Genomic DNA, 22,172 nt, shown 5'->3' on the forward strand with positions numbered 1-22,172 from the left:
CGTTGGAGCTGGAAGAATCCCGGCAGGAAATGCAAACGGATATTCAATTTTAGAAAGCCAACCACACCCGGTATCTGATTTTAAACAGGTGCCGGTTTTTTTATGCGTTAATCTGTTGTGCCATCATTTCATTCAACGCGGCTTTTCGTGCTTTCTGAAACCGGTAATTGTGTTTGGCCCTTATTTTTTCAGGTAGATTTTTCCTCTCTTTTATTTGGGTGTATATCGCATTTAATCAGTGTATTATGTGCACTTCTTTAAATTGTGTCCCAAATTAAAAATCAAATATCCAAAATTAAAAGTCATCACCAATAGGTCGGTTTACATTTGATTTGTGTGAATGTGAAAACCTCTTCCCTGTTGAATTGGCGTACCCTCACATAGAAAGTAATCTTGCTATTCACCTAAACGATGAACATAGAATGAAGAAAAAGTTCTCCATCTCAATTCTTAGTGGAGTTGTTCTTTTGTCGGTCTTAACCGTTCCTTTTCCATCCTGTAACATGGGAACTAAAGCCGAATTGCCCAGTTTCGCTTCCGATAGCTTAGTCGCACATTTTGATTATTTTACCTACAAAGGCGATGACGATTTTTATAAGGAAAATCCTCTTCCGGGTGACGACTATTATTATAATCCGATCCTTCCGGGTTGGTATTCCGATCCAAGTGTTTGTACCGACGGGAAAAATTATTTCCTGGTGACTTCTACCTTTTCGTACTATCCGGGGGTGCCGATTTTTCACAGTACCGATATGCTTAACTGGAAACAGGTTGGCCATGTGCTCGACCGCCCCGAGCAATTACCGCTCGACGGACAGCGAACCAGTGAAGGCATTTTTGCCCCTGCAATCAGTTACAACCCGCATAACCAAACCTGGTACATGATTACCACCAACATTCGCCGGGGCAATTTCTTTGTGAAAACCAAAGATCCGTTCGGCTCGTGGTCCGATCCGGTTTGGTTACCTGAGGTTGGCGGCATCGACCCTTCTTTCTTTTTTGACGAGGATGGAAAAGCCTACATTGTCAACAACGATGTGCCCGACGGCGGTTCCACTTACGAAGGTCATCGTGCCATTCGGGTGCGCGAGTTTGATGTTGAAACCGATAAAACGATTGGTGAGAGCATCATGCTGGTCAATGGCGGTGTCAATCTGGCCGACAAGCCGATATGGATTGAAGGACCTCACCTGTACAAAATCAATGGTAGTTATTACCTGATGTGTGCCGAAGGCGGAACTTCAGAGAACCATCGGGAAGTTATTTTTAAAGGAAATACTCCGATGGGAAAATTTCTGCCTTGGGATAAAAATCCGATTCTTACCCAGCTGCACCTCGATCCCAACCGTCCGCTCCCGGTTACCTGTGCAGGTCATGCCGATCTGATTCAGAAAGATAACGGGCAATGGTGGTCGGTTTTCCTGGCCTGTCGTCCGATTGACAATAAATTTGAAAACCTGGGCCGTGAAACCTTTATGCTACCTGTTCGCTGGAGCAAAGATGGATTTCCTTACATGACCAAAGGCGATGAATTAATTTCCGGAATCATCCAAATGGAGGGGGTGAAAAGAGAGTCTGGCACCACCTTCGGCAACTTTGAGAAGAACGACGGTTTCGATACGCCTGAACTGGGGATGGAGTGGACAACCCTGCGCGGAGCTGCTACTGAACTCTATTCCTTGACCGAAAATCCAGGCTTCCTGACCCTGAGATGTGCCGATGTGGCATCGAACGAATTGAAGTCGCCGGCTTTTGTTGGCAGACGCTTGCAGCACCACAAATTTGAATGTACTACCAGCATGTACTTTACGCCGCAAACAGCAGCTGAAATGGCCGGTGTGTTGCTGATGAAAGACGAGGGCCATCAGTATTTCATGGCGGTGGAAAAAGACGGAGACCAAGTGCAAATTAGCTTGAAAAAGATAAAAACAAATGTAGTTGAAACATTGGCTTCACAACCTCTGAAACCAACTGATGACTCAATAGACCTGAAGGTTACCTCTACGGGAACCCATTTTAGTTTTTACTATGCTACCGGTGGCGGCAGTTGGAAATTGCTGGCCGAAGGAGTTGAAGCCTATTATCTCTCAACTGCCCAATCTTTTGGGTTTACCGGGACTACAATTGGTTTATACGCCTCCAATAAACTATATGAATTCAATAATTAATTAACCAGCTATTTGTAAATGATCTATGAAAATGTAATTATTAACCTCAAATCTATGAACTTATGATTAAAAATCGGCTACGAAAAATGTCAGTATTTCATTCTCCTCTTGTCAGGATCCTTACGGATTATGGAGGGGCTAGGTTCTTGATTGTCATTGATATGGGCAATTGCAATCCTTCAGGAATTTAGAACTTTTTATCAATTTAATTTGAGAACGTAATGAAACAAACATCAAATTTCTTATCTCAATTAAAATCCTTACGGGTAAATGTAAGGGTTACCCTGCTGAAAAGCTTTGTGCTTTTGGGGGTCGTTTTAATTTCTCTGTCCGGCTTTGCTCAGGATGCCAAACTTTTAACAGGGACGGTATTGGATGAGCTGGATAATCCGGTTATTGGTGCTGCTGTAACCATTAAAGGTGTTACTGGTGTCGGTACTGCAACCGATTTTAACGGAGCCTTTTCGCTGAATGTTCCTGCTGGTAAACAGACGATTGTTATTTCATTTATCGGGATGGAAACCCAGGAAATAAATGTCGCCGGTAAGAACAATATTACTGTAACGCTGAAGGAGTCGAGTGTGGAATTGGGCGAAACCGTTATTGTTGGTTACGGCCAGCAGAAAAAGGAGAGTGTTGTGGGCGCCATCACGCAAACCACCGGTGAAGTGCTTGAGCGTGCGGCCGGTGTTTCCAACGTTGGCTCCGCGCTGACAGGGAATCTTCCGGGTGTAATCACAATTGCCAGTTCGGGTTTGCCCGGCGAAGAAGATCCGATGATCCTGATCCGCTCGGCCAGTTCGTGGAACAATAGTGAACCGCTTGTATTGGTCGATGGGGTTGAGCGTCCGATGAGCAGTGTGGACGTCAGTTCCGTGCAGTCAATCTCTGTGTTGAAAGATGCATCTGCAACAGCCGTTTACGGTGTTAAAGGTGCCAATGGCGTCATTCTTATTACCACGAAACGTGGTAAAGAAGGTGCCGCACGAATTGATGTAACGGCAAATGCCACGGTTAAGGTGCCCTCAAAGTTGCCTAATAAGTTAGATTCTTACGATGCTTTAATGGCCCGTAATATTGCGATTGAACATGAGTTGGGGGTAGAACCGGACTCGTGGGGGTACATTATGCCACAAGATATTATTAACAAATACCGTTATCCGGCCAACCTGGAAGAGTCGGAACGCTATCCAAACGTGGATTGGCAGGACGAGCTTTTTAAAGATTACGCCATGTCGTACAATGCGAATATTAACGTTTCCGGAGGTACTAAGTTCGTGAAATATTTTACTTCGGCCGACTTTGCACATGAAGGCGACCTTTTCCGGGTTTTCGATAACGGCCGCGGTTATCAGTCGGGTTATGGGTTCAACCGGATAAACGTACGGAGTAACCTCGACTTCCAATTGACAAAATCGACTTTGTTTAAAGTAAACCTTTCAGGTTCGAGCGGCGCCAAAAAGAGTCCCTGGAACCAGACAAACTCATCGGATTGGGCCGTGGCCCAACAGTGGGCGGGTGCGTACAATATTGCGCCTGATGTATTTTTGCCTCAATACGCGGATGGCTCCTGGGGTTTTTATCCCATCATTTCGAATGTGACCAACTCGGCAGCCAACCTGGCACTTGCCGGTGTGATGACCACCACCAACACGCGCATCAACACCGACTTCATTCTGGAGCAAAAGTTGGACTTTGTTACAAAAGGCTTAAATTTCAGAGGTACTATTTCCTGGGATAATGCTTTTGTAGAATATAACCGAGGGGTTAACGACCTTTATAACGATGCTCAGCAAAAATGGATTGACCCGGCTACCGGCATGGCCACCTACAAGAAAGAATTTGAGAACAACAACAAATTCGATTTCATGCAAGGCGTTCTGTGGAACATTGCCGGAGGTACCGTTCAAAACGGATCTACCTTGCGTAACCTGGATTATCAGTTACAGGTAAACTGGGCGCGTGATTTTGGCAAACATAGCATAACTGCTATGGGATTGTTCAGCCGTAAAGAGCAGGCAAGAGGAAGTATGATTCCTACATTCCGCGAGGACTGGGCATTCCGTACTACCTATGATTATGCTTCCAAGTACTTTTTGGAATATAATGGCGCCTACAACGGATCTGAAAAGTTTGGTAAGGAATATCGGTTTGGTTTCTTCAATTCAGGAGCTGTGGGCTGGATGATTTCTGAAGAATCGTTTATGCAGTCCATTCGATTTCTGGATATGTTAAAAATCAGGGCTTCTTACGGTGAGATCGGTGATGACTATGGCGCGCGCTTCATGTATTTGACCCAATGGGCTTACGGCGGAAACTCTTCGCTTGATTTGAACCATGGCACCAGCCCCTATACCTGGTACCGCGAATCTGCTGTAGGTAATCCCGATGCCAGATGGGAAACTGTGCGAAAGTTTAACCTTGGTGCCGACTATGCGTTCCTGGATGGTTTGTTTGCCGGTAGTGTGGAATACTTCCGTGATAAACGGGTCGACATCCTGGTGAGTGGTGGCGACCGTCCCGTACCGTCTTATTTTGGGGCCACGCCTCCTACGGCCAACCTGGGTAAGGTGCGCACCGAAGGGTATGAAATAGAGTTGCGTTTCAAAAAACAACTGTCAAGCCAATTACGCGTGTGGGCCGAAATGAGCTTGACCCATGCCAAAAACGAAATCCTGGAACGGGATGATCCGGCATTGTATTATGACTACCAAAAGAAAGCTGGTTATAGTATTAACCAAACCACAGCTTATGTGGATGCCGGTTTCGTCAATACGTATGATGAGCTTTATGGAAGCCCGACGCATGCTACAAACGATGGGTATAAGGTGCCTGGCGATTATTATATCATTGACTTCAATTCTGATGGCGTGGTTGACAGTGAGGACCGGGTTCCATATGGCTATTCTTCTGCCCCTCAAAACACCTATAATGCAACGTTGGGTTTTGAGTGGAAAGGTTGGAGTGCATTTGTACAATTCTATGGTGTGAATAATGTAACCCGCGAAGTCGTATTAAACAGTTTTGGCAGTAACCTGAACACGGTTTACGATATGGGGACCTGGTGGTCGTTAGAAACCCCTGATGCCGATGTAACTGTGCCGCGCTGGTTATCTACTCCGAGCTATAACAGTGGTACTCAATATTTATTTGATGGTTCTTATATCCGATTGAAAAATGCTGAAGTAGCCTATACTTTCGACAAGAACTGGGTGAAGACGATCGGACTTAGCGCCTTGAAGGTTTTCGTTAACGGGAACAACCTTTGGGTAAAATCAAAAATGCCGGATGACCGCGAGTCCAACTTTGCCGGTGGCGGTAGCCAGGGTGCTTATCCTACAATGAGACGTTACAACTTAGGTGTCAGATTTACATTTTAACATTGAAAACTATGAAACAGATATATAAGACTCTTTTATGGGGCAGCTTGCTGTCCGTGATGTTGGGGCTTTTTTCCTGTGAAGAATATTTGGAGAAGGAGCCGGAATCGATTATCTCTGAGGAGGTAGCTTTTCAGAATTTTACGAATTTCCAAGGGTTTATCGAGGAAATCTACAATTGCATCCCGGACAAGGAGAAAAAATACTGGACTTCGTCCTGGAACTGGGGTGATGATGAGATGTTTAACCTGGAAGGAAATTTTCACATGACCAATCAGGTGGATATTGGTAACTTCTGGGCTTGGCAAAATTCAGCAAGTACATGGCTGGACGATGACAACGCAGACCCGACATCAACCGACAAAATGAGACATGGTTTGTGGGCACATGCCTGGTATGCTATTCGTAAGGCTAACATGGGGCTTGCCAACCTCGACAAACTGGTTGTGGCTACGCAGGAGGAGAAGGATATAATTGCCGGGCAGTTATATTTCTTCCGGGCTTGGTGGCACTTCGAAATGATGCAGTACTTTGGTGGTCTGCCTTATGTTGATGAGGTATTGTCTTCGAGTGAAAAGCCAACTCTTCCGCGTCTGACTTATCAGGAATGTGCCGACAAAGCCGGGGCTGATTTTGCAAAAGCTGCCGAATTGTTGCCCATTGACTGGGATAAAACATCGGTGGGTACAAACACGTTGGGAAAAAACCAGCTTCGTGCCAACAAAATTATGGCATTGGGGTATCTAGGCAAAAACTACTTGTGGGCTGGTAGTCCGTTGATGAAAAACGGCGCTCAAACCGGTGGTGCCCAAACCTATAATTACGATGAGGACTACTGCCGGAAAGCTGCCACTGCTTTTGGCGAGTTACTGAACCTGGTAGAAAGCGGCCAAACGCAATATGCTTTGGTTGAATTTGATTATGAAGATGTGTATAATCATAAAAAGACCAGTACGGCAGCCAATAAGTACAGCGATATGTTCTATACCACCGGTCAAAACTGGTTGATGCCCGGATCGACAGAAGCTATTTTCCGTGGTCCTTCAACCGACTACAACGGTAGTAACTGGAACACGACCAAAACCTTCGGACCCAAAGTGAAAGGTTTGGTGGAACACGATAACATCATTCACCACCCAACGGCCAACTATGTGAAAAACTATGGTATGGCCAACGGATTGCCTTTGGACGATCCGGAATCCGGTTTTGATCCCGAATATCCGTTCAAGGATCGCGATCCGCGCTTTTATCACGATATCGTATTTGATGGCTTCAAGTATATTAATTCAACGATGCCTGCCGATATGGAATATTTGCGTTATACCGGTCTTCACACAGGAGGTACCATGCGAAATCCTGCTGATGGCAGCCGTACCGGTTATTTCATTCAGAAGTTAGTGCCGCATACTGCCAATAAATATGACGGGGCCTACAACTGGAGCTTTAACATGCATACGTATCTGCCTTACATGCGTTTAGGCGATATTTATACCATGTATGCCGAAGCTTGTGCCGCTTTCGGTGGTGCTACCGGTAAAGCAGCGAATTTCGATAAAACTGCCGAAGAAGCAATCAATACACTTCGCGACCGTGTAGGCGCCGGACATGTGAATGCCAAATACACCGGTGATAAGAATAAATTCATTGATGAAGTACGACGGGAACGCGCTGTGGAATTATCTTTTGAAGGGTTCCGCTTTTGCGATTTGCAGCGCTGGTTGCTGCTGACCGAGTATCCGTACAATGTGAAAACCTCTCAAGAGTTCGACCGGGTGGAAGACTATGATTTCTTTAAGGATAATGATCCCAGAAATGCACGGGTGGCCAACTTTAGAGAAGAAGTTATTTTAACACGTCAGTTTGGGACCAAGCACTACTGGTTCCCTCTGAAGATTTCCGATACATCTATGTACCCGGAATTCGGACAGAACCCAGGGTGGTAATCCAAATTGAGTTAAAGTATTGTGTAATTATAAATGAATAAGCAATGAAACATATACAAACACGATTCATTTTATTTGCAATGTTTGTTTTCTTTCCATTTCTGATGGAGGCACAGACCGTTGCAGAAAATGAAACTGATTCGCTAATTTCGGCTATGGACCCAATGGTACAGGTATCGTACCGCAAGGTGGCACAAAGTGACCTGCTGGGTGGCGTTTCTGTTATCAACATGGAAGAATTGACCAAAAAGAACTATAACACGTATAGTTTGGATAACCTGCAAGGGTATGCAGGTGGTTGGACCGGAAACTCGCTGTGGGGTATGGGCGACTACCTGGTATTGGTTGACGGTGTTCCCCGTGATGCCAATAATGTGTTACCTACCGAAATTGAACAGATTACCTTGCTGAAAGGTGCCTCTGCTGTGGTGCTTTATGGCTCGCGGGCAGCCAAAGGTGTCATCTATATTTCAACCCAAAGAGGTAAAGTAGAACCGTTAAAAATCAATGTTCGCGCCAATACCGGTTATCACGTGTCAAAGAGCTACCCTGAGTATTTAGGTTCAGCCGAATATATGACGCTTTATAATGAGGCTCGTACGAACGATGGTTTATCGCTTTCATACAGCGATGAGGCTATTTACAATCATGCTTCCGGAACCAATCCCTATCGGTATCCCGATATCAATTTCTATTCTTCCGACTATCTGAAGAAAGCGTATAACCGTACCGACGTATCAACAGAGATTACAGGCGGAAACGACCGTGCTCGTTTTTATTCGAATATCGGGTATTACAATCAGGGAGATGTGTTAAATTTTGGCGAAGCGAAAGATAATAATGTTAATAGGTTGAATATTCGTGGAAATATCGACTTGAATATCAACGACTTCATTAGTGCCTATATCAACGCTAACGCCACTTTTTATAATTCAAGGAGCGCCAATGCTTCCGGAGACAACTATTGGAATTCGGCTGCCAACCTGCGTCCGAATCGTGTAGCTCCGTTGATTCCGTTGAGCTATATCGACCAGAATGACCTGGCCTCGTGGAGCAAAATCAATAGTAGTAATAACATTATTGGTGGCCAATATTTTCTGGGTGGTACCCAAACGGATATGACGAATGTTTTTGCTGATTATTATGCCGGCGGTTACAGTAAATGGACCAGCCGTCAGTTTCAGTTTGATACAGGCATTAATTTCGATTTGGCCAGTGTGCTGAAAGGGCTCTCTTTTCACACCCAGTTTGCTGTAGATTACGCGACCTCTTACACAACCTCCTACAACAACACCTATGCTGTTTATGCTCCGTCCTGGTATAACTACAATGGCGCCGATGTGATTGCCGGATTGACTAAGTTTGGGAATGACGAAAAATCGGGTGTGCAGAATATCAGCGGTAGTACCAGTCGGCAAACCATTGCTTTTTCCGGGTATTTCAAGTACGAAACTGCTATTAACAATGCGCATCATTTCAATGCGATGTTGATAGCGGCCGGTTATCAGCAAACACAATCAGAAGTGTACCACCGCACCAGCAATGCGAATCTTGGCTTGCAGTTGGGGTATAATTACAAAGGGAAGTATTATGCAGACTTAGGGGCGGCGGCCATTCATTCGGCCAAGTTGGCCCCAGGCCATCGCAGTGCGCTTTCTCCTTCGCTCACGTTGGGATGGAAACTGAACAAGGAAAATTTCCTGGCAAACTCATCTGTAGTTGATGAATTGGTGTTGAGCGCTTCGGGTAGCATCCTTCATTCCGATTTGGATATTGTCTATGAAGATGCTGAGTACTATTTGTATACATCCAAATATGATCAGGCCGATGGTGCCTGGTGGGGCTGGTATGATGGCGCCGTAGAGCATTCAACCAATTCGAAACGAGGCAGCAATGAAGATTTGACATTCATCAAGCGGAAAGAATTTTCTGCCAATGTTCGGGCTTCGCTTTGGGAAAAACTGTTAACGGTCAATACATCTTTCTTTATCAATACGATGGAAGGGTTACTTATTGAACCATCAACACTCTATCCGGAGTATTTCTTCACCTATTACCCGACTGCATCGTTTATCCCAATCGTAAACTTCAACAACGATAAACGAACCGGTTTCGACTTCAACGTTACGTATAACAAGCAAATTGGCGAAGTTGACTTCTCGTTGGGTGTTGGCGGCACGTATTATACCACCAAGGCCACACAACGCGACCAAATTTATGATTACGATTACCAAAAACGTGAGGGACGTCCTATTGATGGCGTATGGGGATTGAAAACCGATGGCTTCTTCCAAAGCCAGGAAGAAATTGATGGTTCTGCCGACCCGACGTTTGCCGGTACTATTAAGCCTGGCGATCTTAAATATGTCGATCAGAATGATGACAACTTGATCGACGAAAAAGATATCGTGTATCTGGGCCGCGGCGGATGGAGCGGTGCTCCGCTTACGATGGGCGTAAACCTGACTGCCAAATGGAAAAACTTCACCTTCTTTGCCTTAGGTACCGGTAATTTTGGAGCTTACGCCATGAAGAACAGCTCGTACTATTGGGTTTACGGCGAACGTAAATACTCTGAAGTTGTGCGCGACCGCTGGACTGAGGAAACAAAGGCAACAGCTACTTATCCGCGTTTGACAACCGAAAGTGGAAGCAACAACTTTCGTGATTCTGATTTCTGGATGTACAAAACCGACCGGTTCAATTTGGCGAAAGTTCAGGTTACGTATGACCTGCCACAGAACCTGTTACAGAATTTCCTTTTCAAAGAAATCTCGACCTACGTCAGTGGGGCTAACTTGTTGACCATCTCCAAAGAACGCGAAATTTTAGAGATGAATACGACCAGCGCTCCCCAAACACGATTCTTTAACATCGGTTTAAAAGCCGTATTCTAACGAATAAGTAATATAATAGGAATAAGTTATGAAAAATATACTATCACTTTTCGTTCTTGTGCTTCTGTTTTCAGCCTGCGATGATTTGTTCGAACCGGCTATTGAGAACAACAGGGGGCTCGAAGCTATGTACAACGAACCTACTTATGCACAGGGCATTTTGGCCAATGCGTATATTCTGCTTCCCTATTCCGGCACACCCAATAGCGATGTGGCAACGGATGATGCGGTGTCAAACGACAATAGCAATACCTATCTGGCCATGGCAACCGGTTCGTGGACAGCCAATAGCAATCCTCTGTCGCAATGGCAGGGCCGCAGAAATGCCATTCAATACCTGAACTTGTTTCTCGCGAATGTGGACCAGGTAGTTTGGAGTAAAGATGAAGTAATTCGCACCATGTACAATGACCGTTTAAAAGGCGAGGCTTATGGTTTGCGCGCGGTACAGATGTATTATCTGCTGTTGGCCCACGGCGGCTGGACTCAGGATGGCAGATTGCTGGGCGTTCCCATCCTCACCGAACCAGAAACTGCTTCGTCGGACTTTAACCTTCCCCGGAATACGTTTCAGGAATGTGTTGACCAGATTATTGCCGATGCCAATCAAGCCATTGAACTGCTTCCGCTTGATTACGGTGATATCGCCGACGCTGAGATCCCCAACAAATACAAAACCTTGGGAGTATCTAATGCCGGTGATTATAACCGTGTAAACGGTAATCACATGCGGGGCCGTATTACCGGACGCATTGTAGAAGCTGTGCGCGCTCAGGTTGCCTTGTTGTCGGCCAGCCCGGCATACAGTGCTGGTACTGATGTAAGCTGGGAAGATGCCGCCAATTTTGCCGCCACGGTACTCGACAGGATCAATGGCGTTAGCGGTTTGGCCGCCAACGGTGGAATCTGGTATGAGAAAAATCAAGTCGAAAATTTGGCCTCCGGTGCAAATCATGCTGAAATTATCTGGAGGGGCGATATCGGCCAGAGTATTACGTTGGAGACTGACAACTTCCCGCCCTCTCTGTATGGCCGCGGACGTGTAAACCCAACTCAGAATTTAGTGGATGCGTTCCCGACGGTCAATGGCTATCCCATTACCGATCCGGCAAGCGGATACGATCCGGCCAATCCTTATGCAAACCGCGACCCCCGTCTGGGAAAGTACATTGTAGTTAATGAAAGCCAGCAAGGGCCAAGCAGTAGTACAATTGTTATCGGAACCTATGGTACCAACAACGATGTGATCAACAAGGAAAGCGGTTTGTCAACCCGTACCGGTTATTATTTGCGTAAATTAATGCGTTCGGATTGTAACCCTGATCCCCAGTATAATACCGAGCAAAAGCATTATACAGCACGTATCCGTTATACGGAGTTGTTTCTGGCTTATGCCGAAGCTGCAAACGAAGCCTGGGGGCCCACCGGCAATGGCGGACATGCTTATTCGGCTTACGATGTCATTAAAGCGATTCGCCAAAGAGCAGGTATTGGATTGGATAACGACGACGCATACCTGGAGTCGGTAAAAGGAGATCAGGATACAATGCGTCAACTTATTAGAAATGAGAGACGTCTGGAGCTCTGCTTCGAAAACCAACGCTTCTGGGATTTGCGTCGCTGGAAAGTAGCAAACCTGAATGAAACCGCGCGCGGTATGCAAATTGATAAGCCAAGCGGCTCATTAATCTATTCTCCAATCAATGTTGAAATCAGAGACTATAAAGACTATATGTATCATGGCCCGATTCCTTACGGCGAAATCCAGAAATGGAGTAACCTGGAGCAAAATGTGGGATGGTAGTTGTCTGTATGTTAAAATGATAAATATTCGAAAATATGAAACAGTTTAAATTTTTAGGGATATTTGCTGCCGGACTCATTAGCTTGTTGATGACGTCTTGCGAAAATCAGGATATAGAGTTCCCGGATTTCGATTACAACTCTGTCTATTTTGCCTATCAGTATCCGGTGCGCACGATTGTACTTGGGGAGGATATCGTTGATAATACGCTCGATAATGAGCATAAATGTATGATTTATGCTACCATGGGGGGTGTTTACGAAAATACGAAACGCATCGATATTGATGTTACGGTGAACAATGCGCTGGTAAACAATCTGTTTTTCGCAGATGGTTCTCCGGTTACGGCCATGCCGTCAAATTACTACACCCTGGCTGCCAACACAATAACATTGGATGGCACTTTGCAGGATGGCGTAGAAGTACAACTGACCGATGCGTTTTTTGCTGATCCGCAATCTTTGAAAAACACCTATGTGATCCCCTTGCAGATGACAGACGTTGCTAATGCCGATTCCATTTTGTCAGGGGTACCTAAATTTGATGGCGCTGTCAGGGGGAATACCTCTGATTGGGATGTTGAACCTAAAGATTTTGTGCTTTATTGCGTGAAATATATCAACCCCTGGCATGCCAATTACCTGCGTCGTGGAAAGGATGTTATAACCAAAGACGGGGTCACTACAAATGTTGTCCGGCACAGTACTTATGTCGAAAATGATGAAGTGATTCATTTGAGCACTCTTTCAATGAACAGCCTTCAGCTCCCGATGGATTTTTATAACAAAGAAGGTCAGGATTTGAATTTTAAAGTGAATTTGAATTTTGATGCCAATCAAAATGTGACAGCCGTTCCGTTTGCCTCATCTTATAACCTGAACGATAGCGTTCGGGTATATAACATCACCACTTCCGGTAACGGTTCATTCGTTAAAGAAGGAGAAAAAAACAGTTGGGGTAATAAAGATCGTGATGCCCTGTACCTGCAGTACAACATTGGGTATGAGGTAGAAATCAAGTATCCTATTCTTGGCCTTCCCGATGATATTCAGCAAGTGGCGTACAGCACTACGGATACGCTTGTTGTTCGCGATCGCGGTGTTACTATAGAAACATTCTCTCCTTCGTATAATGTTAACTAATCGGCTAAATCAAGATGAATATGAAACATTTAAATAAGTTTTGGCTCGGTGCTTTTGCTTTATCCGTATTAGCATCTTGTGTAGATGACAGCAGGCTTGGCTTCGATGTGGAGAAGCCCGAAAGTCTTGCCAAGCTGGAATACCTGAATGATTACGATGTATTAAAATCCTACGTTGACCGCAGCGCCAACCCCGACTTTAAGTTGGGGGCTGGCGTGTCGGTTGATGAATTCAATAAGCAAGGATTGGTCTATAGCCACATCATGTCCAACTTCGATGAGGTGACGGCAGGTTGGGAAATGAAGCACGGCGGCATTGTGCAGAATGACGGAAGTTTAAACCTGGCACGGGTTTCGAACTTCATCACGACAGCTCAAGAAGCCGGAATCACCATCTACGGACATACCCTGGCCTGGCATGCCAACCAGAATGCTGAATACCTGAACAGTATAATTGCTGATCGGGAAATTGAAATTGATCCGAGTGATGGTAACAACAGTTTACATGCTACCACACCAAATGCGAATGCCAACGTTTGGGATTGGCAGCTTGAATACGTACTGCCTACTCCATTAACACAGGGAGTGGGATATACCTTAACAATGCGTGCGAAAGCCTCAAGCCCAACTACGGTGGCCTTTTGGCGGACTGATGGTTCGTCAACCAATTATGGTCCGGACATAGCGTTTGGTGAAAGCTGGAGTGATGCTAGCGTAACATTTACACCGAGTATGAATGCTACCAAATTGCAATTTTGTTTCGGAAAATTTGCCGGTGATCTTTATTTTGATGACATGGTGCTTACCGCGAGTGGTTCTGAAGAGAATTTAATTGAAAATGGAGCTTTCGATGAAGAAACGCTGAGCGGATGGCAAAAACCAAGTTGGCATGGGTACACCTTTTTGGTTGAACCTGTTGCCGCTGGACCGGCTAAATGGTGGACAAACCTGGTAACCAACAGCGATGTCGAAGGTGATGATGTTTCCAGCTTCTTCGCTACAGAGATAGCAGTTGGTCCAGATCCAGCTACAATTGGTGCTGAAGGTACAGGAGCCGATGGTGTGGGAAGAGCAATTGTTGTTCAATCGGGAGATAACCCCGTTAATGCATGGGATACCCAGTTCTTTGTAAAAGCACCCCAGCAACTGCTCGCAGGTCAGGCTTATCGGTTCAGCATGAAGGTTAAAGCGGATAAACCAGCAACGATCGAGTCGCAAGCGCATAATAATCCGGGGGGCTATTTACACTGGTCTATGGTTGGTAGCCCGTCAGTGACTACCGAATGGCAGGAATATACCAATTCCGGAATCATTTCAGCCGAGCAGGCAGGCGCTAATGGCATGAACACCATCGCCTTTAATCTTGCCGTTTTTCCCGAAGCCAATACCTATTATTTTGATGATATCGTATGGGAGATCGAGGAGTCGGGAAATAAAAGACCATTGACACCCGAAGAAAAGGCAGATACCCTTTCCTGGGCATTGGAGAACTGGATTTCAGGAACGCTGGAAATGACCAAAGAATACGTGAAAGCCTGGGATGTGGTGAACGAGCCCATGGATGATGGCAATCCGTATGAATTGAAAACAGGTGTTGGTAAAACAGATATGGCTGCTGATGAATTCTACTGGCAGGATTACCTGGGCAAAGACTATGCGGTGATGGCTTTCAACCTGGCCCGCCAATATGGTAGCCCGGATGATATCCACTTCATCAACGACTACAACCTGGAATACAACATCGATAAATGTAAAGGTTTGATTCAGTATGTTGAATACATTGAAGCTGCAGGAGCACAGGTCGATGGAATTGGTACGCAAATGCACATCAACGTCAATTCCGATAAGGACAAAATCGTTGAGATGTTCGAGCTGCTGGCGGCGACGGGCAAACTGATAAAAATTTCAGAATTGGATATGGGCATTGATGGTAAAACGACCCTAGAAGCTACAGACGAAGACTATATTGCACAAGCTGAAATGTATCAGTTTGTTGTCGAAAAGTATTTCGAAATTATTCCTGCCAATCAGCGTTACGGCATTACCATTTGGAGTCCGACGGACAGCCCTGACGGCTCTTCGTGGAGACCTAATGAGCCGATCGGTTTGTGGACCGAAGATTATTATCGCAAAAGGGCTTATGCCGGTTTTGCCGATGGACTTTCAGGAAATTAACATGGCTTGATTTGAAATAGGTAATGAAAGGGGCAGTCTGTAGTGGATTGCCTCTTTCTTTTTCCGCCATGCTGCACCCAGCTTGACCGAAAATCACAACCCGCATAATTCCGACATAGCGTTGTTTGGTATTTCTGTTCCAACCCGCAACCTGAAACCTGAAACTGCGACCGAAGGGAGTCCCGATAGAATCGGGAAAACCCTGAAACCTCACGCCTGACAAGCCTTTCAGCCTGCCAAACCACGCCAGCTAACACACGGGAATCGCCTGCTAAAAGACGGAAATCACTTGCTAAAGCACGGAAATCGTTTGCTAAAAGACGGAAATCGTCTGCTAACACACGGAAATTATCTGCTAAAACACAGAAATCGCTTGCTAAAGGACGGAAATTGTCTGCTAAAGGACGGAAATCGTCTGCTAAAGGACGGAAATCGTCTGCTAAAACCCGGAAATTGTCTGCTAAAACACAGAAATCACTTGCTAAAGGACAGAAATCGTCTGCTAAAAGACGGACAAAGTTTGCGGAATTTACCGAATGCCTTGCTATTGGTGCCCCACAACATGCGAAAAGAAGCCAGCTCCCGGCTAAGCGGGCCCACCCTCCGGCTAATGATCGGTTTAAGCCTCACTTCAATATGGGAATGGATAACACAAAAAGTAAAATCCGGCTGATAAGCCAACGCATTAGATCATTTGGAAAGTCAGCCTGCTTTTTTGTGCTTGCTCATCAATCTCAATTTTAAGGAACTGCTTAAATTCTGATTGAACCCACTTTGGGGTTCTCAAACATATTTGTTCGTATATCCCCGGTTCCACCGGAGCTTATTCATATTGAAGTCCTTCGGACTTGTGCTTACTAAAAACCCAGAATGGGTTTAATTTGAATAACCGTGGGTGTTAACCCACGGGAAATGAGGGATGAAATACAACAACCCTGTAAGGGTTGAACAGGTATGCAATTGGAACAAACCGAATTTACACAGCCTCTAAGTCTGCCCGATGATGAATTGATCCCAATTGTATCTTAAATTGTAAATCAAATGTCTCAATTTTAAAAGAATTTGGATGTTGCAACTTTACTTTTGATAGTGGGGAATAGTAACCGTGTTTCCCGCATGGTAGCCAATGACTTTTCAGAACCAATAAAATTCGAACCTAGACGAAATGATTGACTCACAAAAATATTTGAAGTGGATAACCCTTGGAATCGTACTTTTCCTTGCCGCTTGCTCCAAAGATTCTGATGAACCGCTCGTTTTACCAGCATCGCTTTCCTTTGTCGAAAACACCTTGCCAACCGATGAGTTGTCGGTGGACGAAGGTACCGTGACTTTTGACGTGGAATGGGCACACACCAAATGGACCGTTAAAGCAGGCGATGCCGTCGCAGGACAAAAATTTATCACGAAACTTTCACCCGCTTTGGCCGGTTCAACCGAAGAAGCAAAAACCCGCTCAACGGTATCGCTTCGGTACTGGTCAAACACCACGCACACGGTTAATCGCCAAAAACTGATCCTCAGTTCAACCACAGAAAACATAAGCGATACCATCATCATCAGCCAGGCCGCCAAACCGGTGCAACCAATCAAGGTCACCTTCGACCCAAATACCACTTATCAAACCATATCGGGCTTTGGTGGAGCCAACATGATTTGGGGAACCGATTACCTCACCGAAAGTGAATTGGATTTGGCTTTTGGCACGGGCGACACAGGCATGGGACTCTCCATTTACCGGGTTCGCCTGTCATCCAGTAAAAACGATTGGGAGGGCTTGGTCAATTCCGTCAAAGGGGCCAACCAACGTGGTGCGACCGTGCTGGCCAGTCCCTGGTCGCCTCCTGCTGAGTGGAAAAGCAACAACTCCACCAGTGGCGGTGGCTATTTGCTGCCTGAGCACTACGCCGATTTTGCCAATTACATCAACGAGTTTATTCAGTTTATGGCCGACCGCGGGGCAACAGTCGATGTGGTCTCCATTCAGAATGAACCCGACTGGCAAGTAACTTATGAAGGTTGCGAATACACCTTCACCGAGATGTTCAATTTTGTGAAAAACCACGCCGGCACCATCCAGGGAGCCAAAGTGTTGGCGGCCGAGTCCCTGAACTCGAACCATGCTTATACCGATCTGATGATGAATGATGCGCTTGCCAATGAGAATTTGGATATCGTTGGCGGCCATTTGTATGGATCGGGTTTGGCCAAATATCCCCTGGCCGAACAAAAAGGCAAGGAAATTTGGATGACCGAACACCTGCTCAACCTCAATAGCGGCAACAACCCGGCAAACTGGACTGAAAATACCGATGTGACGACAATCTGGAATGAAACCATGGAGATGGTCAAGGAGATTCAAACCTGCATGAGCTATAACTGGAACGCCTACATTTGGTGGTACATCCGCCGCTATTATTCCTTTTTGGGTGATGGGGAGCGTGGAACCAGCCGGGGACAGATTTTGAAAAGAGGCTATGCCATGTCTCAGTTTTCGAAGTTTATCAGGCCGGGATATGTTCGGATCAAGACGCAAATCGAAAATTCAACGACAGGACTGATGATTACCGCTTTTGAAGGCGAAAATGAAGTTGTCGCGGTCATTGTTAATCCAAACAGTTCAGCGGTTCCCGGGGTCACGCTGCAGGCTCCTTCAACCGGAGCATCGGCGGTGGCTTACACAACGTCCGAATTTGTAAACCGGAAAATGGAACCGCTCACCGCGGAGAATGATCGATTTTTGTTGGAGGTTCCGGCCAACAGCGTAACAACAGTGGTAATCAGTAATTAGAATTTATTCAGATGAACTTGATCAAAAAGAAATGAAAGCCGGAGGGAAAATAACAATGAAGCTGATCTTATTGCTAATGACGGCCGCCTTGGGGCTGACTTCATTTGCCCAGGAAATTCCGCTGGTTTATGCGGTTGAAAATACGGGTGCTGCCTTTCCGGCACCGGTGTTGCCCGACACCAGCCAGCTGCCGGTCATCGAGCCGCTGACTGATCCTTTTGCCTGGTCTGATGGTAGCGGACGATCGACTGAGTTTGCAGACTGGGCGCGCCGCCGCGCTGAAATTGGCGCTGAAGTTCAGTATTTTGAGATCGGCCCCAAACCCGCTCGCCCGGATGATCTGACCGCCAGCTTTTCTGCTCAGGATAGTTTGCTTACTGTGATTATTATCGAAAATAAAGATACACTCACCCTGACTTCGAAAGTGATCCTTCCGTCCGGCAACGGACCTTTCCCGGCGGTAATCGGTGTTGGCTGGCCTTCGGGCAGTCTCCCTCCGGGTATTTTTTCCAGCCGCGAGATTGTCCAGATCGCTTTCAACTTCAACCAGGTGATGGCTCACCAGCAAAAGCGGGGCAGCGAGCCAATCAACAAACTGTATCCCGATCTTTCGTACATGGGTGCCTACAGTGCCTGGTCGTGGGGCGTCAGCCGTTTGATTGACGGATTGGAACTGGTTCAGGATGAGCTCCCGGTTGACTTGAAACGCCTGGCCATTACCGGTTGCTCTTTTGCTGGAAAAATGGCCCTTTATGCTGCTGCCTTTGATGAACGAATTGCCTTGACCATCGCCCAGGAGTCGGGTGGGGGCGGCGCTGCCGCCTGGCGTGTTTCGGAAACACTGGGAAATGTGGAAACCCTGGGCCGAACCAGCCATGTGTGGTTTATGGAAAGCATGTTTCAGTTTAGCAGGGCCGTATCAAAACTTCCCTTCGATCATCACGAACTAATGGCCATGGTGGCACCACGCGCCTTGCTGGTTCTTGGAAACCCCGATTATGAATGGCTGGCCGATGAGTCGGGCTATGTTTCGTGCCAGGCAGCCAAAAGGGTGTGGGAAACTTTTGGAATTGCCGACCGCTTTGGCTTTTCCATTGTTGGCAATCATGGACACTGCCAGTTGCCGGAGGTTCAGCGTCCCGAAGTGGAAGCATTTGTTGACAAGTTTCTGCTGGGCGACACTTCGGCCAACACGAGGGTTGAGGTTCATCCGTTTGGTGAGCTTGATTATGCCCGCTGGACTGACTGGTGGGGAACAGGAGAGCCTGTTTTAAAATGACGGAATAGTGTTTTTTTAGAGATTAGAAATAAACCCAAAATATGAAGACGTTGATTTTTAAATTCAGACCAAGAAAAGTTTTACTGCCTGTGTTGGCATCTGTTTTTGTGTTCTTGCCAATGGTCACGATGGCTCAACATGGCCAGAGCTACCTTGTGAATGAAAAAGAAGCTGGTAGTTTTGGTTTGTATGAAAATACTCAGACAGCGCCTATTCTGATTGACGCCGGTGATTATCCCGGAATTGCCTCCGTGGCCGGCTGGTTTTCCAGCGATATTGAAATGGTTACAGGGCAGTCGGCAAAAATTTATCAGTCGGAACTACCCGAATCCAGCCAGCTTATTTTGGTGGGTACCTTGGGCAAAAATCAGTGGATTGACCAATTGGTGGCTGAAGGAAGGCTGGATGTGTCGGACATGGAAGGCCAATGGGAGAAAAGTCTCACCCAGGTTGTTGACCATCCTTTCCCCGGAGTCGAGAAAGCACTGGTTTTGGCCGGAAGCGATAAGCGGGGAACCATTTATGCCATGCTGAATTTATCACGCGAAATGGGTGTTTCGCCTTGGTACTGGTGGGCCGACGTTCCGGTTACACAACAGGAATCCGTGTACGTTAGGGCGGGCCGTTTTGTAACTGATAGTCCGAAAGTGAAATACCGAGGAATCTTTCTGAATGACGAAGAACCTGCTTTAGGTGGCTGGGTGCGCGAAACCTTTGGCGGATTCAACCACAAGTTCTACGAAAAGGTGTTCGAACTGATTCTTCGGCAAGGTGGAAACTTTCTGTGGCCGGCCATGTGGGGCAAAGCTTTTTACGACGATGATCCGGAGAACGGGCGCCTGGCCAATGAACTGGGCATTGTGGTGAGCACATCGCACCACGAGCCGTTGGGAAAAGCCCATGTAGAGTGGGACCGCTACGGATCGGGAGCCTGGGACTACAGCAAAAATTCCAAGGTGCTGACCGACTTTTGGACCACGGGTATGGAGCGCATGAAAGACTATGAAACGGTGGTCACCGTTGGGATGCGCGGCGATGGCGACGAAGCCATGAGCGAGGGAACCAACATTGCCTTGCTGGAAAAGATTGTTCGCGACCAACGCAAAATCATCAGCAAAGTGACCGGTAAAAAGGCGGAAGAAACACCCCAGGTTTGGGCGCTCTACAAGGAAGTGCAAGACTACTACGACAAAGGTATGCGCGTGCCCGATGATGTCACCCTGCTGCTGTGCGACGACAACTGGGGCAATGTGCGCAAGTTGCCCGATTTGAATGCCCCGCCCCATAAAGGTGGCTTTGGAATGTACTATCATTTTGATTACGTGGGTGGTCCCCGAAATTACAAATGGATCAACGTCAGTCAAATCCAGCGGATATGGGAGCAAATGAACCTGACCTACAGTCATGGTGTTGACCGGATTTGGGTAGTGAACGTGGGCGACCTGAAACCGATGGAATATCCTATCAGCTTTTTTCTGGATATGGCTTGGGACCCGACCCGGTTCAATGCGCAAAACCTGTTGCAACATACCGAAGATTGGTGCGCCGAGCAATTTGGGGATAAATATGCCAAAGAAGCGGCCCGTATCATCAACCAGTACACCAAATTCAACCACAGGGTAACGCCCGAATTGCTGAATGCCAAAACCTACAGCCTGGAAAACTACAACGAGTTTGAGCGGGTACGCAACGACTATCGCGACCTGACGTTGGATGCTTTGCGTTTGTACAACCTGATTCCAAATAAATACAAGGATGCGTTCGACCAGTTGGTGCTTTTTCCAACCAATGCCAGTTCGAACTTGTATGAAATGTATTATGCTGTGGCAAAAAACCATCAACTGGCCGAAGAGAATAACCCGGAAGCAAATCAGTGGGCTGATGTGGTGAAGGAGTGCTACGACCGCGACTCTTTGCTGTCGGTTCATTACAACCGCCAGATAGCCGGTGGGAAATGGAATCATACGATGGATCAAATTCGTATCGGTTACACTTACTGGCAAGAGCCCCGGCAACGAAAAATGCCCGAGGTAAAATGGGTGAAGGTCCCGGAAGTAACAAATGAGGATCTGGCTTTTCAGGAAGCCGATGGTTACGTATCCATTGAGGCCGAAAACTATCAAATGGCCCGTGGAACTGACAAAATCCGTTGGGAAGTCATTCCGGATTTGGGTAAAACCCTTTCGGGTGTGACTACTTTCCCGCAAAATGAGTATCCGGAAGAGAACGAGCAGGTTTACCTGGAGTATGCTGTTGATTTTGAATCGACCGGGGAATTTGAGGTGCATGTGTTGGTTTCGACTACGCTAAATTTCAACGCCAACAAAGGCTTGCGGTATGCTATTTCGTTTGATGGAGCAGAAGAACAGCTTGTTAACATCAATGGAGCGTATCGGGGCGAGTTGGGCGAATGGCAGGCTACACGCATTAACCAAACTTCAACCAAACACCAGGTTGACAGGGCCGGATTGCAGCGTTTGCGTATTCGTGTACTGGAACCCGGTATTGTGCTGCAAAAAATAATGATTGACACCGGAGGTTTAAAACCCAGTTATTTGGGGGCGCCTCAGAGTAAACTAATAAAACTATAACAA

General features: G+C 46.5%; 10 protein-coding genes. All 10 read left to right on the top strand.

The features are described 5' to 3' along the window. Window positions 1–422 precede the first annotated feature (422 nt). Window positions 423–2,168, top strand: coding sequence for a glycoside hydrolase family 43 protein (locus tag N2K84_RS11075; protein ID WP_282591878.1), 1,746 nt, complete (start codon window positions 423–425; stop codon window positions 2,166–2,168). 221 nt (window positions 2,169–2,389) lie between these two features. After that, window positions 2,390–5,548 (top strand): SusC/RagA family TonB-linked outer membrane protein, encoded by a 3,159-nt coding sequence (locus tag N2K84_RS11080; RefSeq protein WP_282591879.1) that lies wholly within the window; start codon window positions 2,390–2,392, stop codon window positions 5,546–5,548. Window positions 5,549–5,559: 11 nt separating this feature from the next. Beyond that, window positions 5,560–7,491 carry a RagB/SusD family nutrient uptake outer membrane protein gene (locus tag N2K84_RS11085; protein WP_282591880.1) on the top strand — a complete coding sequence of 644 codons (1,932 nt, stop codon included), beginning with the start codon at window positions 5,560–5,562 and terminating at the stop codon, window positions 7,489–7,491. Between the two features lie 44 nt (window positions 7,492–7,535). Next, on the top strand, window positions 7,536–10,388 hold the full coding sequence (locus N2K84_RS11090) for a SusC/RagA family TonB-linked outer membrane protein (protein WP_282591881.1): 2,853 nt from the start codon (window positions 7,536–7,538) through the stop codon (window positions 10,386–10,388). Between the two features lie 28 nt (window positions 10,389–10,416). Further along, window positions 10,417–12,192, top strand: coding sequence for a RagB/SusD family nutrient uptake outer membrane protein (locus N2K84_RS11095; RefSeq protein WP_282591882.1), 1,776 nt, complete (start codon window positions 10,417–10,419; stop codon window positions 12,190–12,192). A 35-nt stretch (window positions 12,193–12,227) separates the two neighbouring features. Continuing rightward, a complete protein-coding gene (locus N2K84_RS11100; protein WP_282591883.1) occupies window positions 12,228–13,334 on the top strand; it encodes a DUF5627 domain-containing protein in 1,107 nt (368 codons plus the stop codon). Between the two features lie 20 nt (window positions 13,335–13,354). Then, window positions 13,355–15,508 carry an endo-1,4-beta-xylanase gene (locus N2K84_RS11105; protein ID WP_282591884.1) on the top strand — a complete coding sequence of 718 codons (2,154 nt, stop codon included), beginning with the start codon at window positions 13,355–13,357 and terminating at the stop codon, window positions 15,506–15,508. Between the two features lie 1,165 nt (window positions 15,509–16,673). Beyond that, a complete protein-coding gene (locus N2K84_RS11110; RefSeq protein WP_282591885.1) occupies window positions 16,674–18,299 on the top strand; it encodes a glycoside hydrolase in 1,626 nt (541 codons plus the stop codon). Between the two features lie 55 nt (window positions 18,300–18,354). After that, entirely contained in the window at window positions 18,355–19,578 is a 1,224-nt protein-coding gene (locus tag N2K84_RS11115) for an alpha/beta hydrolase family protein (protein ID WP_282591886.1), read from the top strand. 41 nt (window positions 19,579–19,619) lie between these two features. Beyond that, window positions 19,620–22,169, top strand: coding sequence for a glycosyl hydrolase 115 family protein (locus N2K84_RS11120; RefSeq protein WP_282591887.1), 2,550 nt, complete (start codon window positions 19,620–19,622; stop codon window positions 22,167–22,169). The last annotated feature ends 3 nt before the right edge of the window (window positions 22,170–22,172 follow it).

The organism is Gaoshiqia sediminis (assembly GCF_025907915.1).
GTDB classification, from domain to species: domain Bacteria; phylum Bacteroidota; class Bacteroidia; order Bacteroidales; family Prolixibacteraceae; genus Gaoshiqia; species Gaoshiqia sediminis.

Coding starts and splice junctions, on each gene's coding strand:
- N2K84_RS11075 (WP_282591878.1), top strand. CDS start 423: ATGAAGAAAAAGTTCTCCATCTCAATTCTTAGTGGAGTTGTTCTTTTG.
- N2K84_RS11080 (WP_282591879.1), top strand. CDS start 2,390: ATGAAACAAACATCAAATTTCTTATCTCAATTAAAATCCTTACGGGTA.
- N2K84_RS11085 (WP_282591880.1), top strand. CDS start 5,560: ATGAAACAGATATATAAGACTCTTTTATGGGGCAGCTTGCTGTCCGTG.
- N2K84_RS11090 (WP_282591881.1), top strand. CDS start 7,536: ATGAAACATATACAAACACGATTCATTTTATTTGCAATGTTTGTTTTC.
- N2K84_RS11095 (WP_282591882.1), top strand. CDS start 10,417: ATGAAAAATATACTATCACTTTTCGTTCTTGTGCTTCTGTTTTCAGCC.
- N2K84_RS11100 (WP_282591883.1), top strand. CDS start 12,228: ATGAAACAGTTTAAATTTTTAGGGATATTTGCTGCCGGACTCATTAGC.
- N2K84_RS11105 (WP_282591884.1), top strand. CDS start 13,355: ATGAAACATTTAAATAAGTTTTGGCTCGGTGCTTTTGCTTTATCCGTA.
- N2K84_RS11110 (WP_282591885.1), top strand. CDS start 16,674: ATGATTGACTCACAAAAATATTTGAAGTGGATAACCCTTGGAATCGTA.
- N2K84_RS11115 (WP_282591886.1), top strand. CDS start 18,355: ATGAAGCTGATCTTATTGCTAATGACGGCCGCCTTGGGGCTGACTTCA.
- N2K84_RS11120 (WP_282591887.1), top strand. CDS start 19,620: ATGAAGACGTTGATTTTTAAATTCAGACCAAGAAAAGTTTTACTGCCT.